A 17,162-nucleotide genomic window follows, 5' to 3' on the forward strand; every position below is an offset into this window, starting at 1 on the left:
AATTTATTTTTCAAATATAAACATTGCTACTTCGTTAATTTCTCTATTTGCCGCAACGATAATATCTTTTCCTTCTTTATTCATAAAATGAAGAATATTTGCTGCTCCAGTGTTTTCCTCAATAATCTCTGTCTGGTATTCCCCAGCTTCCCATGAAACAGCAATGGTTTTACGATTTCCTCTGCGATTTCCTACTACAAATCTCTTTTTTCCACAAAGAGTGCCTGCCCAAATTGCATGAAGCATCTCCAGTTTTTCTGGATATTCCCAGCATTTTTCGTATTTACCCTGGTCATTTATGCGATATATGCTAAGCACATCTCCATGGAATTTTTCAATAATTCCAAGTTCCAGCTTTCCGTCTGAATCAAAATCACAAATGACAGCATCAGAAGCCGGTACATCCAGCAACTGCTTTATCTCCCACTGTTCAACTGGACTCTCAGGCGGAGTAAACAGAAAAACACCCTCGTCACAGGTGACCAGCGCACACTCAACACCATCAATGGTAGTTGCGCAATAGCCATGGTTTTTCAACATTCCATCTTTCAGCTTTACAAGCTTAAGTTGGTTATTTTCGTCGAAATCATCCAGATTTTCCGGAAGAACAGCCGCATAAACTCCACCTGGGAATCTCCAGTCATCCTTATACTCATGTCCTGACTTCAGGCAGCATATAATAAGATAATGGATTCCATTTCTTTTCAGAATACCGAAACGATGTACAAAAGGTGCATCCACCAGCGTCCTCACATCCCATTTTCCTTCCTCGTCCGGTGTACATATGATAATCCTTGCATTTTTTGAATCATTTGGAGAGTAGAATTCATGAGTAGCAAGAAACTGTCCATCATGTTCAGGAACCTGCTGCATTGTCATTACTCCACCCGGACCAGCCCATGGCTCTGCAATTTTCGTGCCAGCTTCATCAAAAAGATAACAGGGATCATGTTTCTCAGCTGCAACCAAGAAACAGTGCTGTCCTTTATATGTCAGCTCTGCCAGTGAATAACACAGATTCAAATCAGAAATTACTTTCTTTTGATACTTCATATAATCTTCCTATCCTCCATCTCACTCTGTTTATCCAAGATACACCGCATACTCTGGTTTGCAAAGCATATGGCTTCCTTCCAATCATCCTGTCCCACATCCCATAATTCTGTAACATAACGACGGATTCCCATATTCCACGCCATATGTATAATTGCTTCAAAATCAACGTGGCCTGTCAAAAATGGAACTTCACGGAATACTCCCGGTCTTGTTTCTTTCAGATGAAGAGCGATCATATTGCCTTTACCAAGTAGCATATCCTCACATACATCCTGTTGAAGCTTTACCCCTGCATTAGTGATATTTCCGGCATCCGGATATACCTTCAGATAACTTGAATCCACCAGTCTTACATACTTCATGGCTTTTCCCACTGTATTCATGAAATCATTCTCCATGGTCTCAAAGCCAATAAGCACCCCTTCTTTTTCCGTTATCTCAGCAGCTTTTTTTATATTTTCCAAAAAAAACTGCTTGGTCTGGATGGTAGATTCCCCATAATAAATATCATAGCCTGGGATCATAACTGTGCGGATGCCCAAATCTGCAGCCAAGTGAATAGAGCCCTCAAGGATCTCCATTCCCTTCTCACGAATCTTTTTATCTGGGTCTCCAAGTGCGTATTTCGTCAATGCACTTACACTCATAGAACGGATTGGAAGCTTTGTCTCATACATAAGTTCAAGGAGTTCGAATCTCTCCTCACGGCTCATATAGATCCGTGCAATACGCTCATCTGATGCATCCACACAAAGCTCCAGATAATCATATCCACATTCCTTTGCGCATAATAGCTTTTCTTTCCATGAAAGGCTGTTTCTGATTGCCTTTTCATAGAGACCAATTTCATATTCTTTCATTACAGTACCTCTTACAGACAGCTTCTATAAGGAATATTCTGAGGAGCCTCAAAGCAATCCTCAAAGCCTCTTCTATGATGATAATAAATCTTGTCTTTGTCAGCTGGATAAGTATATTTGCCGCCTACCTGCCAGAAGAACGGATGGAATTTATACTCATTTCTATCTTTCTTGAAATCATAAAGCAGTTTGATTTCTTCGCAGTCTGCCTGGAAGTTTGTCCATACATCCCAATGGATTGGAACTACAACTTTGCACTGGAGATTCTCAGCCATACGAAGAATATCTGTGGAGGTCATCTTATCTTGCATACCGATTGGGTTCTCGCCGAAGGAACCAAATGCCACATCTACATCATAATCTTTTCCATGCTTTGCGAAATAGATGGAAAAATGAGAATCTCCGCTGTGATAGATGTTTCCGCCTGGTGTTTTGATCAGATAGTTTACTGCTTTCTCATCCATATCTGTAGGGCATTTTCCAGTAAGCTCTTCTCTATCCGGGCCAGTGGAATCTGTAGTTACGATACAGGTTCTGTCAAAGGAATCTAGTGCAGTGATCTCAAGGTCTTTAATCTTGATCACATCACCTGGTTTTACTACAATGCAACGTTCCTCCGGAACGCCCCATTTTTTCCATAATTCAACGGATTTCTCAGGTCCGATGAATGGAACCAGAATTTCTTCGCCTTTTTCATTTGTGGTAGTCATATTACTCTTAATTACATGTGCTGCCCACTCAGCAGACATATGATCCTGATGATAATGTGTTGCAAGAACTGCATCTACTTTCTTAAAAGCAAATGGATCAATAACAAACGGAACATTCCTTAAGTTTGGTTGCATAGCTCTTGCACCACACATATTTGCCATCTGATGTCCTACTTTCATTTTTCCATCCCCATGTGTGCGTTTTCCATTTCCACACCAAAGGTCAATTGTGATATTGGTATCTTCCGGAGTCTTCATCCAGATACCGGTACATCCAAGCCACCACATTGCCACATTGCCGGGTTTTACTACTTCATTTTCAATATCTTCTACCAGCCAGGTTCCCCATTCCGGAAATGTACTCTCGATCCAACTCTGTCTTGTAATCTCATCAATTTTACTCATTTCCTCTTCCTCCCGTTAATATAACTTTTTATACAATTGTTTCATTTCTTTTTTCAATTCAATATAATTTCTATGCATTTCCATATTTACAGAATATTTTTCTTTTTCTGTATACTGCAAAATCTGTTCAAAAGCTTTATCCAGTGACTCACATAGTCCCATACTCACGGCACCAATCATAAATGCCCCATTTGCCGTAGCTTCTGTATCTTTTAGACGCGACAATGGTATTCCATAAACATCTGCCTGCATTTGATTCATAATTCTGCTGTTTGCCAGACCACCACTGATACTTGCCTGTGTAATATCCACATATTTGCGAAGGTTATCCATATTATTATCAATCTCCACAAAAATCCCTTCTAACAAAGCTTTTAGTATGTCTTCTCTGTCATGTCCAAGATTTATCTTATGAAAGGTAGCATTTGCGGTTGCATTCCAGTCTGGGGTGCCTCTTCCCTGAAAATAAGGAAGTACCATACAGGAACTCCTCCTGCTATACTTTTTACTCAAGGCAAAGTTTATTGCATCATAGTCCGGCTTTTTCCAGTCATAAAAATTTCTGATATACCAGTCAAAAGCAGAACAACAGGTCAGTACGCTACATTCTAAAATATATTTTTCTTTGACAGCAGAATAGTTGCAGATAATATCTTCTGACAAATACTCTGGAACCGAATCCACAGTTGCAATTAGATATGCACCTGTACCAGTTGTCACTGAACAACTTCCGCTTTTAAATACACCATGTCCGACAGCGCCACACTGTTGGTCACCGCCGGCACTAATTACTGGAATACCTTCTTTAATCCCTGTAAGATTGGCAAACTCTCTCTGGATATATCCGCATATCTCGCCTGGCATATGCAGTTCACAAAGTTGTTCTTTATCTATGCCAAACAGATCCAGCAAATCTTCATCCCATTGACAAGTTCTGATATTCATAAGATTCGACCTGCTTCCATAGGTGTAATCTGTAACATATTTTCCTGTCATCAAGTGGATTAAATATTCCGGTATGTTTACAAATCTTGAAGTTTTTTTGTATTTCTCCGGATATTCTGATTTGAACCAGCTCATTTTTCCACCTGAAAAAACACAATTCACTTTCGCCCCGCTCAGTTCTATAATACGCTTATTCTCCACTTCCAGCCTTTTGCAGATTTCCTTATTTCTGGTATCCTGCCACATGATTGCTGAATGAACAGGCTTTCCATCTTTATCTAAAGGTATGATAGATGAGCGCTGTGAGGTGATAACAACAGCACCTATTTCAGCTCCATCAACTTCCAGGCCTTTTGCGTATGTGTCTGCAATTGAGACCAACGCCTTTTCAAAATCATGAGGTTCCTGCTCTACGCCACCATCAGCGTGATATGTAGGTTGATACTTAACCTGTTTCACATATAGCTTCTTTCCATCTTTACGGTACAAAATCCCCCGCATGCTGGATGTACCAATATCAATTACCAGAATATTCATTCCGATAACCATCCCCTCTCTTTAAAGTTTTCACTTTATCACGCTTATTCCGTCATCCCAGTACAGTTGGTACTGTTCCTGCTCTGCCTCAAAAGTAATATACTTCATCTTTTCTATATCAATATCATCTGTGCTTTCCAATTTGCCTTCTGCAAGAGGCAGCACATGTCCTGGTCGAAGGAATACCAACACTTCCTGAAGGTCTGCCTTAACGAAATGATCACCTTTTTCCAGGATTTCCTCATCATAATCATCTACGCTTCTAAAACGAAGCAATTTCATTTTTTCTGGCAAATAAACAAATCGTCCAATTGCATTCTGCTTATAAATTGGCGCGATCATAATGCTTTCCCCCACCAGGATTTGATCTTCTACATGTACAGCTCTCTCATCATCTGGATATGCAAATGCAAGTGGAATGAAATTCATATCGTTTTCAAACGCTGCTTTCATAAACTCCGAATACAGATAAGGGATCAAAGCATAGCGAAGTGCAACAAGGTTTCGAAAATCTTGCACATGTTCATATCTATAAAACTCCTGTCTTCTTGTTCCCTTGGCCGAATGATTTCTGAACAGCGGCGTAAACATTCCAAGTTCTGTCCATCGAAGGAGCAGATCCTCTGTGGCATCAGCCCTGAATCCTCCTACATCAGCTCCACAATACAAAAAGCCACACATGTTTAGGCCTGTTAATTGTTGGAGATTCAATAATATATGTCCCCATCTGGAACGGTTATCCCCTGTCCACACTCCACCATAGCGGTGCATTCCCACGAAAGAAGATCTGGAAAACATCAGAATACGTCTATCGGGTACAAGACGTTCAAAAGCTTCTCCAGCTGCCCGTGTCATATTATAGCCATACAGGTTATGAACCTTATCATGACGAATCATTTTTCCATTAACCTCATGATAAAAACGTTTAAAGTCATCTGTACTTAAAGCAATGGAATCCAGTAGTGCTTTAAATTCAAAAAAGGTATTAATATCAAGATTCTGATTCTCATATTCATGAATTTTTTCGAATACTTCTTTAAGATGATCCTCTGTATAAAAAATAGCAGGTTCATTCATATCATTCCAGAAGCCATCAATTCCCTGCTCCAGCAATACCTGATACCAATTACCAAACCATTCTCTTACTTCTGGTTTCATAAAATCTGGAAAATAAGCTTTTCCTGGCCATACAGCACCAACTAAATACTCTCCGTTTTCTTTTCTGCAAAAATAACCTTTTTCAATGCCTTCTCTGCATACCTCGTAATTTTCATCCTTTTTCACACCAGCATCAATAATTGGAACTAAATGGATATGCTCTTCCTGCATCTCATTTACAAAATCCGAAAAATTCGGAAAACGTTCTTTGTTTACTGTAAAATCCTTATATTCTTCCATATAGTCAATGTCCAGATACACACTGTCTATTGGAAAACCTGCTTTCTTGTATGATTTTATCAGTGTACGGATTTCGTCCTCGTCCATATAACTAAAGCGGCTCTGTCCATATCCAAAGGCCCATCTCGGCGGAATATAGCTTCTTCCTGTTAATTCTCGAAATTCCCGAATTACCTCCTGCGGACTTCTGCCTTCCTTGTAGTACAGGTCTGCATCAAACTCTTCAAAGCGAAGAATAATCTGATTCAACTTTGTATAACCAATATCAAACTCTACTACTCCCGGAGTATCAACATAGATTCCTATACTTTTACCAGCTGATATGATCACAAAAAAATTGTGGGAAGAATATAATGAATTTTTCTCTTCCTCATGAAAGGTCTCATCTGCATTATTACTGATATATCGCCATCCACGTTTATTCATTCCACGAACAGTCTCTCCCAAACCATACACCAGATCCTTTTCTCCTAAACAGTATGACATAGACCTTTGCTGTCTGTTATAACCCCATCCAGGCATCTTCCCATCTGTCACCTCGAGTTTCTGCACTACAGATTCAGTTTTTATACTCGGGTTACCAATCTGGTATCGTATATACATAAGTTCGCTCCTCATTTCTCTTAAATTTCTGTTTCACAAGCCAAACGATATATTCTTCCAACTAACACACTGACATCATCTGATACCTTAACTGAGTTTTCCACAGAATCCTCTCTTCCCGGAAAAATTCTGGCAGACATTGTTAAGCGATCATCATAAAAAATTTCAATTGATGAATGGTCTACAAAAATCCTTAACTGAACTGAACGTTCCTCATAAACAATCGGTGCATGAATATCTTCTTTAGTGATATCAGAATAAACAGTGGAGTTGGAGCGATCCAGAAACAGATCGTTTTTACCGTAATCCAGAGTAAGAACTGTCCTCTCCTCTCCATCTGGGCTGGCCTGCAAGACAATCTGCAATACTGATTTTTCACTTGGACAATAGGATAATTCTATTTCAATCTGCTGCCCTTTTACATCCATCTTTTCTTGTTTTGCATATGCTCCCAAGCATTCTTTTCTCAACATATAGCATTCATGCGCTGGCTGAATCAGCAATTCATTTTCCTGTAAAAACACTACTCGCGGAATAGACTGCATGCCAGCCCAGCCTCTTGGACGCTTAGACTCCAATCGATCACCTTCAAACAAACATCCAAACACCACATAACGCCTTAAAGGATCATTCATATAAACATTTGGTGCATAAAATCCTTTTTTTCCAACACTGTAATCGAAAATACCTTCTTTCTCTGTAATAAACTTCATTTTCTTCCTGTCAATGCTGCCAATTACATAATGTACTGCTTCCATAGGAGAGTACAAAAGAACATATTTATCACCAAAACGCATAATGTTCGGGCATTCGATCAGCTCATATTTCTCAGATTGATAAAACAGAGAACAAAACTTCCAGGACTCTAAGTCATTTGATTGATATAATGCAATACAACCCTTTTTCTTATGAGTTCCACTAAGAAGCATATACCAGGTTTCATCTTCTTTCCACACAAATGGATCTCGCCACATTGTGATAGTTAGCTTACCATTTATTTTCTGATCCAGTGCAGGTTTTCCGCATTTTTCCCATTTCTGAAGATCTTCTTCTGTGCATCTTGCAGACCATTGCTGGGCACCAGTCTGCGGACCTCTCTCACCTTTTCCTATACTAGTATAAAAAATCCTGACCTCGTCACCACGATCCACAGCACACCCTGAATAACAATGCACTTCTCCTGCTTCTGTTGAAGGTGCTATTGCGATAGGGCACATTTCCCAATGAATCAAATCTTTTGATTTCGCATGTCCCCAGTGAATGTCTCCCCAGACATCAGAATTGGGATTATACTGAAAAAACAAATGATACCATCCATTTTTGAAAATCGGTCCATTGGGATCATTCATCCAGTTTATCGAAGGACGGAAATGATATCCTGGGTAATATCTGTCTTCTGTCATTGTCTTACTCCCTTTCCCCTGATAGATCACTTATAACCAGATTATCAGCCATACAGGTACCCCGGTCTATGAGGAATCCGCATCCACCTTCTTTAAAAGTCTGATCACTTGCATGGATTACTTCTACACCATCCACAAAACCCTTGATTACATCACCTTTTACCCATAGCTTCATACGATAATCTTTATCCAGTTCATATTCAAATGCACATCGTGCCAAAACCTTTTCTTGGGTACCATTTCTCATAATGAGATGTAGCTCATTTTCATTTTGAAGAACCATCCCATAATATCTACGAAGTCCCCGAACACGGGCAATGATTCCACAACAATCATGGATTCCAGGTGTAAGTGTACATTCCACAGCATAGTCCTTCCATGCTTCTGTACCAATCATAGCTAGGCCGTTTTCTTCTGTATGGGACACTGTGAAAGTTCGCTTTGCATCAAATGAAAACTGCTCTGCTGATGATGTGAACGCCCTAATCTGCATATTTGGTGTTCCCAGATCATAGTTTCTGAGAGAACCACTAATCTGCAGTTTTTCTGGTGCACCATCCCAATCTATACTTTTTAACACAAGCTCACCAATTCCTGTTTCTGCCTGTGCTGTAATACCAATTCTTTTAATCATCAGTCCGCTATTTTCAGGAATTTTCCAGAAGAATGATTTTTTCCCTTTCACAGTTCTTTTCTCTCCGAAAACGATCTGTTCTTGATCACTATAATCATAAAAAATCACATAAGGGCTTACTAACACTGATGTATTTAATGCCTCACACACATATTCTACTGTTTGTGTGGAATATAAAATTGGACTTCCAATCAACTGGTAACCGCCTGAAATATCTGCAATATCCCACATAGTCAAAGTAGACACTGCCTTTTCTTCTTTTTCATTTACAGGTATAACCAAACCGTTTTCAAATGGAATCGATTCATTCTGATTTCTAATCCGATTTTTTTGCTGCTTCCAGTTCCTATCCCACTCAAACCCCTGAACAGATCCTGGCATAGAAAAAGAAAATCTTGGGTTCTTTTGCCATGTGGTATCATTATATATACGATCATGCTGTTTTAATATACGTTCCGTTTCTCTCACTGCATCGGTTACACATCCACCTCCATTTGCCGAAATATTATAAAAGCGATCTGCAACTGGTGTCCTAAAATCATATTTCTCCCGCATAGAGTCAATTCCCAAACGGATTCCATTTAAACAGCCCAAATTTGCTCCATTACAGTCTGTATCCCAACCAGATGATACGCAAATTCTCATTGCCTCTTCAAAGCTATCACCGCCTAAAATCAGCGACGCAAGAATCAGCGCTAGATTTGGTATTACATGACAATTGCCTGGAAAAAAGTGATAGCTGTATTTTTCTTCCAACCAATCTCTTATAGTTCGAAAATCTTTTGTTTTTTCTGTTTCATTTCGAACAGAATCTACAATTTTTAAAAGTCTTGTATCTTTTGAAAATCCAGTTCCAATATCTATAAGCTTATATAAATCTCTTTCACCAAAAGCCATGGATTCCATAGCAGCGATCAGACATGCTGACTCCACTGCAATTCCATCATGGCTTACTGATGCACATTGTTTCACAAGATATCTTGCCTTATCCGGATCATTTGGACACATCATTGGATAGGCATCCATAAAAATCTGTGCTCCAATTTGTTCTGCTACGCTTTGTCCATTTGTTTCAATTGCACCACTCTTTGGTGCCAAAATTCCCGATTTCAACCGAAGATATGCCGTATGTTCTGTGGAACGCCCTAATCCTCCCCACCAAAAAATAGTCTTATTTTCAATAATATAATCCATCCAGGTTCTTCCAAAATCTTCAGATTTCAGCTGCCCCGGATTTCCTTGAAAATCTTCAGCTGCATTAAGAAATGTAAATGTTCCAGCCAGATCATCATCCCCAACATGAAGAGGTACTCCAACCTCCTGGTTCACATAATGATCCACCATATCAAATTTTTCTCGTATTTTTTCATATGGCCAACCCTCAATGGGCCGGCCATAAAATACCCCAATTATTTTTCCAGATACACCGGCATATACCTTTTCTATGTATTCCTTCGCATTTTTCATAGTTTTATCCCTTTATACCACTTGCAGCAACGCCTTCAACAAAGTACTTCTGGAAGAACAGATACAAAAGCAATACTGGAAGAATTGTAATACAGGCCATTGCCATAAGTGGTCCAATGTCCATTGTCGCACCTTGCTCACCTTTGAAAGCATTTAAGCCAAGAGCGATTGTAAATGTGGCCGGTTTTCCCAGATAGATCAACGGACCCATATAATCGTTCCAACAGAATACCAGCTGGTTGATGGCAACTACCAGAAGTGCAGGCTTCGCATTCGGCAGATAAATGCTTCTAAAAATACGGAACCATCCAGCACCGTCAAGCTGGGCAGATTCCCCCAGCTCATTTGGGAGTCCTGCAAAGAACTGTCTTAAAAGAAAAATGTTGTATGTACTTGCTCCAAAGAATGCCGGCAGAACCAAAGGAGTGATGGTATTCAGCCAGTGGAGCTTGCTGTAGAAGTTGTACATTGGAATCAATGTAACAGTTGTTGGTACCATCATAGTTGAAAGTACTACCATAAATAAAATGTTCTTTCCCTTAGCCTGAAATTTTGCAAAACCAAAGGCTGCAAGGGAACAGCTTGTTAAAGTACCTGCTACACACAAAACTGATATTTTTACTGTATTTAAAATATAGGTAAGGAATCTTCCGCCTTTCCATCCATCTACATATGCGCGGAAGGTGATTGGAAAATCAAATAATTTTTTGAAATCTGTAAGCTGCTCTGCTGATTTTAAGGACTGTGCAAACATCCAGACAACTGGAAGTAAAAACACTAATGCCAATAATATTAAAATTATTTCTGTGATTACATTGCCCGCTAACTCTTTTTTATGTTTTCCCATTACTTGACATCCTCCCGATAGAATACCCAGGCATTTGATGTTTTCATGATCACCATAGTAATAATAATGATTATGACAAACAATACCCATGCCAGTGAAGACGCATATCCAAATTTTCCATATGAAAATGCGGTGTTATACAGATACAGACCATATACATAAGTAGACTGCGCCGGACCTCCCTGTGTCATAACATAAGGCTGTGTAAAGATCTGCAGACCTTTGATAATTGCCATCAGTACGTTAAAAAATACAACAGGGCTGACCATCGGGAATGTTATTTTGAAGAATTTCTGGACTGCAGTTGCTCCGTCCAGATTTGCTGCCTCATAGAAATCTCTTGGAACATCCTGCAGACCTGCAAGTACAATAGTCATTGCAGTACCAATATTGAACATTTCCATAAAGATGATGGAACCCATTGCTGTGGATGTGTTTCCAAGCCAGTTTGTTCCTTCTAATCCAATACGATTCAGAAGTACATTGAAGTATCCGTTTGTTCCGTTAAACAGATAAGTCCATGTGATATACATTGCAACTCCTGTACAGATAGTCGGCAGATAAAAGATTCCTCGAAAGACCTTGCTTCCCGGTAAATCTCTGTTCAACAGTACTGCCAGTAGAATAGAGAATGCCGTATTCAAAGGCACAGACACGATAATGTACACAAACGTATTTTTTAATGCCAGCCAGAATGTCTTGTCTTTTGTAAAAATATTAATATAGTTTGTTATTCCCTTAAATTCAATTGCAGAATGCCCATTCCAATTTGTAAATGAAATTACAAAGGAATACACCATTGGAATCAGTGTGAAGGCCAGAAAGCCGATCACCCATGGCACAATAAATAACCAGAAATATTTCGCATTCTTATATTCTTCATTTTTTTTTTTCTTCATGCCTGTCCCCGCGCCTCTTTTCTTCTTGTCCATGTTTGTACAAAGAGGACGCTTTTGGCGTCCCCCTTGTCATTTCTATAAGCAGTCAATCAGTCACCATAGGATGCAAAGATGGAAGATCCCTGTGTATCAAGATCAGAAATCATATCATCAACTGTCATATTTCCAGCAAGAACGCTCTCGTAATCAGATTTTGCAAGATCGTTAACTTCTGCAAATGCTCCCAGATTGTAAAGCGGAACTGTATCATTTAACATATTGATAAATACCTGCTTATTGTAAGCGGTTCCATCACCGTAATCATTCATGTACTCATCACTTTCAATATAGGATTTCAGAGTTGGAATACCGATGGTAGCTGCTTCTTCTGCTGCTTTTTCAGATGTTGAAAGAAATTTCATGAAATCCCAACATACTTCTTTGTTCTCTGCATTGGCGCTCATACTCCAACCGTTTGTACGAAGTGTTGTTTTCCATCTTGTGTTGTATTCCGTGTTCATTGGAAGCTCTACAACATCCCATGCGAAAGAATCACCGATTGTGTTCTCATATACTGCAATGTCCCATGTAGCGGATAATGCCATACCATAATTTCCAGTCTCAAATCCGCCTGTTGAAATTGTACCGGATGTCTCATCTGGAGCAAGTCCGTTCAGGATGCTGTCTGAGAACATGGTAACTGCTGACTTGAAAGAAGCATTATCTACAACGTTCATAGTCTTCTCTTCATAGTTGTAATACATGTCGCCATATAACCCACGATAGAATTCTGGAACACGTACGCCCCAGCGAAGTCCGTAAATGTCATCGCCAAGTGCATTGATCTTCTCTGCTGCATCCAACATATCCTCCTCTGTCCAGTCGCTTGTAGGATAATCTACACCAGCCTGATCAAAAAGGTCCTTATTATAAGCCATTGCAAATGTCTTGGATACAAACGGAACAGCTGTCAGACGACCATTATCGATAGTGTAGTTTGATTTTACAGCATCGTAATCCCAAAGATCCTGAAGATTGTCCTCTTCAATATATGGGGTAAGGTCTTCAAATAATTCGCTGTCCTCAAATGCAATCAGATGGTCGTTTGAAATACCAAATACATCAGGTGTCTCATCAGAAGAGAACCATGTCTGGATCTTTGTAAGGTAATCAGCGCCACTGCAATACTCATACTCAATGTTTACATTTGGATGTTCTTCCATATAAGCCTCTGCCAGACGCATCTTCATCTGTGCCTCTGCGTCATCCCCCCAGAAACCAAAGGTTAAGGTTACCTCATCCTCTGCATCTGCCTGCACATTTACTCCGAACAGCCCCGTACACATTACTGTGGAAAGTAACATTGCCATCATTTTTTTGCTTTTCATTTCTTTTCCTCCTTTGATTTTTTCAAAAGCAGTTTATTGTAATTTTTAAAGTTTTCCTTTATTTTCTTTTTACTTTCTTTCTGCTTTTGTTTTATTTTTGTTTTTCTTGTTTGTAGTTAAATTATAGCATTCATTTATTACTTTTGTAAATAGTAAAAAACAAACGAAAGATATTATCATTTTTTGTATAAAACCACTATATTTCCATGTTGTACAATTTTTCCTTATTATTTTATATACAATTATTAAATTTTACACATTTTCCTATATCAAAATACCTGGATATGTGCTATTATGTTTCTATAAATATATTGATTCCAAAACACAAGTATAAGTAATTGAAAAATTGCTTTTAGAAATTTCATAATGCAACTCATGCTTTTACTTTCTTTATACTTTCTTTATGTTTCTTATTTGGTTTTAATTTTAGTTGCGTTATCTTATTTGTTTTGGTATACTAGGAGGAGATAATCATGTTAGAAAAAATGAATACTGGTACCAATTTACTGACTCGCCGTATTTTGGGAGAACGCCGAGCGATCAATGCCGAGAATCCAACTGGGGAAAAAGGAAAAGGCGGTACTTCAACAAGTGAATTAGGACCTGGAAGAAAGGGAAATCCCTGTATTTTAGATATTGCCCCAGGTGCCACAGTCACACTTGCCGATTTTTCAGGCTGTGGTCTCATTGACCATATGTGGTTTACACTGCTTGACCCTGTATGTTTTCAGCCACACACGCTTTCTGGTACAATTCTGCGTATATATTGGGATCAGGAAAGTATACCTTCCGTGGAAACACCTATTGGAGATTTCTTTTGCTGTGGCTTCGATCAAAGCTGTACAATAAACTCTGCTCCAATCGCTGTTAATCCTAATCGTTCATTTAACTGCTACTTTCCCATGCCATTTCGCAGACATTTTCGGATCACCGTCCAAAACTGCACCAGTGAGACCATTCCCCGGCTATTTTACCAGATTGATTTCCGTCTTCTTTCCTCTTTACCAGAGGATACCGTATATTTTCATGCAAAATGGAATCAGCGTCTGAAGAGGGCTGCAAAGCTAGGAGAAGATTATACAATCCTTTCTCTCCAAAATGCAGGCGGACATTATATAGGAACTTACCTCGCAATTACTTCGTATGAACCGTACTGCTGGTGCGAGGGAGAATTAAAGTTCTATATTGATGGTGATTGGGAATATCCAACCATATGCGGAACTGGAACTGAAGATTATTTTGAAGGCGCATGGGCTTTTGGCGTTCCACACAATGGGCATGCTGTGGAGACAACCTTCACCTCTCTTTACGCAGGTTTTCCATATCTTTCCCATCCCAATGTCAACCAGACAGTCAGCAGCAGAGGGTTGTATCGTTTCCACATCCCGGATCCGATCTTGTTTAATAGCAACATTAAAGTAACAATCCAGCAAATGGGAAAACACGATGGACATTTATTTGAAAGAGCAGATGATATTGCTTCTGTTGCATATTGGTATCAGACTTATGAATAAAAATATGGGGGATTTATGAAAAATAGCTTAAAAAATATTGAAAATAGAAAGAACGAAATATTAGTTTATATTAATCAGCATGACTTCGCAGATGTGGATACTCTGACCTCCCGCTTTGGCGTCAGCCGTGTTACAATCCGCAAAGATCTTGACCAGATGGCAAAAGAGGGTCTAATCACCCGCACCTACGGTGGAGCTTCTAAAATTGATTCTCCCTCTCTGGTAACTATCCAGAATCCAACTAACAAGGCCAGTTCCTTAGAATTAACAGAACGCAAAATTGCCAAGGCTGCAGCTGATATGATTGAGGAAAATGATATTGTATTGATCAACAGCAGTTTAACTGCCTCTTATGTAATCGAATATCTTGGTAGCAAACGTGTCACTATTGTTACCAATAATATATCTATTCTTACCCGCAAGCGCCATCCTAATACCACCCTGATCCTAACTGGCGGCCAGGTTACAGAAGGGCGTCTCAGCCTGACTGGAATGTATGCAAGTAATACAATGTCCGATATCATCGGTACAAAGTGTATTATCGGCGTAAGAGGAATCAGTGCAGCTTCCGGCGTAACCTGCCAGGTACCGGAGGAGGCCGCTATCAACCAGCTTTTGATTCAACATACCAGTAAGCAGGTAATCGTCATTGCTGACAGCCGGAAAATCGGTGTGCGTGACAGTTTTTCAAGCAGTGATATCCGTTCTATTGATTATCTAATCACCGATACCAAGGCTAATCCAGCCAAGCTTTCTGAAATAGAGGCTGCTGGGGTAAAAATTCAGTTAGTGGATCCTTGCTGAGACAGGTGACAATCATATACTGGAAGCAATATAAGATTCTGGTGAATAAAAAGAAACTAGAGAAGGCGTAACTCATGATTTGTAAATGAAACATGATAAGAATTTATGATAATTCTTATTTTATGGAATGTAAAAAACGGAAATGCTATTTTTTCAAGCATTTCCGTTTTTTAAGCAGGGGATGAGAGAATCGAACTCCCACCAAAGGTTTTGGAGACCCCTATCATACCATTTGACCAATCCCCTATTTTATGAAGAAAAGTGACTATTACTAGTCACGTCTCTTTGAAAGGTTCTGTACCTTCAAAACTACATACATGTTACATCCTAATGGAATCATTTTACCTCTGCGTGAGTCTGGCAGCCACTTTGCAACCGCCTTTCTCATTTCTTGGTCAAGCCCTCACCCTATTAGTAACAGTCAGCTCCGTGTGTTACCACACTTCCACCCCTGCCCTATCTACCTCGTCGTCTTCAAGGGGGTTTACTTCTTTCGAATGGGACATCTCATCTTGAGGGGGGCTTCACGCTTAGATGCCTTCAGCGTTTATCCCTTCCGGACTTGGCTACCCGGCCGTAGACTTGGCAGTCTAACCGGTACACCAGCGGTCCGTCCATCCCGGTCCTCTCGTACTAAGGACAGCTCCTCTCAGATATCCTACGCCCACGCCGGATAGGGACCGAACTGTCTCACGACGTTCTGAACCCAGCTCGCGTACCGCTTTAATGGGCGAACAGCCCAACCCTTGGGACCTACTACAGCCCCAGGATGCGATGAGCCGACATCGAGGTGCCAAACCACTCCGTCGATGTGAACTCTTGGGAGTGATAAGCCTGTTATCCCCAGGGTAGCTTTTATCCGTTGAGCGATGGCATTCCCACTTAATACCACCGGATCACTAAGCCCTACTTTCGTACCTGCTCCACCCGTCGGTGTCGCAGTCAAGCTCCCTTCTGCCTTTGCACTCTTCGAATGGTTTCCGTCCATTCTGAGGGAACCTTTGGGCGCCTCCGATACCCTTTCGGAGGCGACCGCCCCAGTCAAACTCCCCGTCTGGCATTGTCCCACCGCCGGTTCACGGCGGCTGGTTAGAAGCCCAGTACTGCAAGGGTGGTATCCCAACAGCGGCTCCGCAGCAACTGGCGTTACTGCTTCCTAGCCTCCCACCTATCCTGTACATGCAATACCGGACCCCAGTACCAAACTGGAGTAAAGCTCCATGGGGTCTTTCCGTCCTGGCGCAGGTAACCAGCATCTTCACTGGTACTTCAATTTCACCGGATGCATTGTCGAGACAGCGCTCAAATCATTACGCCTTTCGTGCGGGTCGGAACTTACCCGACAAGGAATTTCGCTACCTTAGGACCGTTATAGTTACGGCCGCCGTTTACTGGGGCTTAAATTCAAAGCTTCGCGTTTCCGCTAACCTCTCCTCTTAACCTTCCAGCACCGGGCAGGCGTCAGCCCATATACCTCACCTTTCGGTTTCGCATAGACCTGTGTTTTTGCTAAACAGTTGCTTGAGCCTATTCTCTGCGGCCACTTCTCAGTGGCACCCCTTCTCCCGAAGTTACGGGGTCATTTTGCCGAGTTCCTTGACAATGCTTCTTCCGCCGGCCTTAGGATTCTCTCCTCATCCACCTGTGTCGGTTTACGGTACGGGTACGGTATAAACAATAGCGGCTTTTCTTGACGCATGGCTCACGGACTTC

At 40.6% G+C, this 17,162-nt stretch carries 12 protein-coding genes, 1 tRNA gene and 1 rRNA gene; 2 read left to right on the plus strand and 12 right to left on the minus strand.

All coding sequences use genetic code 11. From position 1 onward, the window contains the following. Positions 1 to 3: 3 nt before the first annotated feature. The 10 genes from AB5Z12_RS07430 to AB5Z12_RS07475 all read right to left on the minus strand — a co-directional run bounded on the left by AB5Z12_RS07430 (position 4) and on the right by AB5Z12_RS07475 (position 13,131). The gene (locus AB5Z12_RS07430; RefSeq protein WP_195982691.1) at positions 4 to 1,053 is read right to left on the minus strand and encodes a hypothetical protein; all 1,050 of its coding nucleotides are present in this window, start codon (positions 1,051 to 1,053) and stop codon (positions 4 to 6) included. Then, positions 1,050 to 1,916 carry an L-ribulose-5-phosphate 3-epimerase gene (locus AB5Z12_RS07435; protein WP_195409757.1) on the minus strand — a complete coding sequence of 289 codons (867 nt, stop codon included), beginning with the start codon at positions 1,914 to 1,916 and terminating at the stop codon, positions 1,050 to 1,052. The genes AB5Z12_RS07430 and AB5Z12_RS07435 overlap by 4 nt, the downstream gene beginning before the upstream one ends. 11 nt (positions 1,917 to 1,927) lie before the next feature. After that, entirely contained in the window at positions 1,928 to 3,031 is a 1,104-nt protein-coding gene (gene ulaG / locus AB5Z12_RS07440) for an L-ascorbate 6-phosphate lactonase (protein ID WP_368357038.1), read from the minus strand. 15 nt (positions 3,032 to 3,046) lie between these two features. Continuing rightward, positions 3,047 to 4,513: an FGGY-family carbohydrate kinase gene (locus AB5Z12_RS07445; RefSeq protein WP_368366365.1), complete on the minus strand. Its 1,467-nt coding sequence runs from the start codon at positions 4,511 to 4,513 to the stop codon at positions 3,047 to 3,049. A gap of 30 nt (positions 4,514 to 4,543) precedes the next feature. Beyond that, a complete protein-coding gene (locus AB5Z12_RS07450; protein ID WP_368368594.1) occupies positions 4,544 to 6,397 on the minus strand; it encodes a TIM-barrel domain-containing protein in 1,854 nt (617 codons plus the stop codon). 137 nt (positions 6,398 to 6,534) lie between these two features. After that, positions 6,535 to 7,917 carry a glycoside hydrolase family 32 protein gene (locus AB5Z12_RS07455; RefSeq protein WP_195982687.1) on the minus strand — a complete coding sequence of 461 codons (1,383 nt, stop codon included), beginning with the start codon at positions 7,915 to 7,917 and terminating at the stop codon, positions 6,535 to 6,537. 4 nt (positions 7,918 to 7,921) lie between these two features. Then, a complete protein-coding gene (locus AB5Z12_RS07460; RefSeq protein WP_195982686.1) occupies positions 7,922 to 10,018 on the minus strand; it encodes an ADP-ribosylglycohydrolase family protein in 2,097 nt (698 codons plus the stop codon). A 4-nt stretch (positions 10,019 to 10,022) separates the two neighbouring features. Further along, the gene (locus AB5Z12_RS07465; RefSeq protein WP_195982685.1) at positions 10,023 to 10,865 is read right to left on the minus strand and encodes a carbohydrate ABC transporter permease; all 843 of its coding nucleotides are present in this window, start codon (positions 10,863 to 10,865) and stop codon (positions 10,023 to 10,025) included. Further along, positions 10,865 to 11,764: a carbohydrate ABC transporter permease gene (locus AB5Z12_RS07470; RefSeq protein ID WP_195982684.1), complete on the minus strand. Its 900-nt coding sequence runs from the start codon at positions 11,762 to 11,764 to the stop codon at positions 10,865 to 10,867. The genes AB5Z12_RS07465 and AB5Z12_RS07470 overlap by 1 nt, the downstream gene beginning before the upstream one ends. An 89-nt stretch (positions 11,765 to 11,853) precedes the next feature. Beyond that, a complete protein-coding gene (locus AB5Z12_RS07475; protein WP_195982683.1) occupies positions 11,854 to 13,131 on the minus strand; it encodes a sugar ABC transporter substrate-binding protein in 1,278 nt (425 codons plus the stop codon). A 473-nt stretch (positions 13,132 to 13,604) separates the two neighbouring features. Between AB5Z12_RS07475 and AB5Z12_RS07480 the strand changes: the two genes are divergently transcribed. Beyond that, positions 13,605 to 14,645 carry a glycoside hydrolase family 172 protein gene (locus AB5Z12_RS07480; protein WP_195982682.1) on the plus strand — a complete coding sequence of 347 codons (1,041 nt, stop codon included), beginning with the start codon at positions 13,605 to 13,607 and terminating at the stop codon, positions 14,643 to 14,645. A gap of 15 nt (positions 14,646 to 14,660) precedes the next feature. Then, the gene (locus AB5Z12_RS07485) at positions 14,661 to 15,449 is read left to right on the plus strand and encodes a DeoR/GlpR family DNA-binding transcription regulator (protein WP_195982681.1); all 789 of its coding nucleotides are present in this window, start codon (positions 14,661 to 14,663) and stop codon (positions 15,447 to 15,449) included. A gap of 175 nt (positions 15,450 to 15,624) precedes the next feature. On the opposite strand, the gene AB5Z12_RS07490 is transcribed toward AB5Z12_RS07485, so the two are convergent. After that, positions 15,625 to 15,695 (minus strand) — tRNA-Trp (locus AB5Z12_RS07490). A 145-nt stretch (positions 15,696 to 15,840) separates the two neighbouring features. Continuing rightward, positions 15,841 to 17,162, minus strand: a 23S ribosomal RNA gene (locus AB5Z12_RS07495); the annotation flags it as partial.

The organism is Ruminococcus sp. RTP21358st1_G6_RTP21358_211008, from assembly GCF_040908885.1.
GTDB classification, from domain to species: Bacteria; Bacillota; Clostridia; order Lachnospirales; family Lachnospiraceae; genus Blautia_A; species Blautia_A faecis.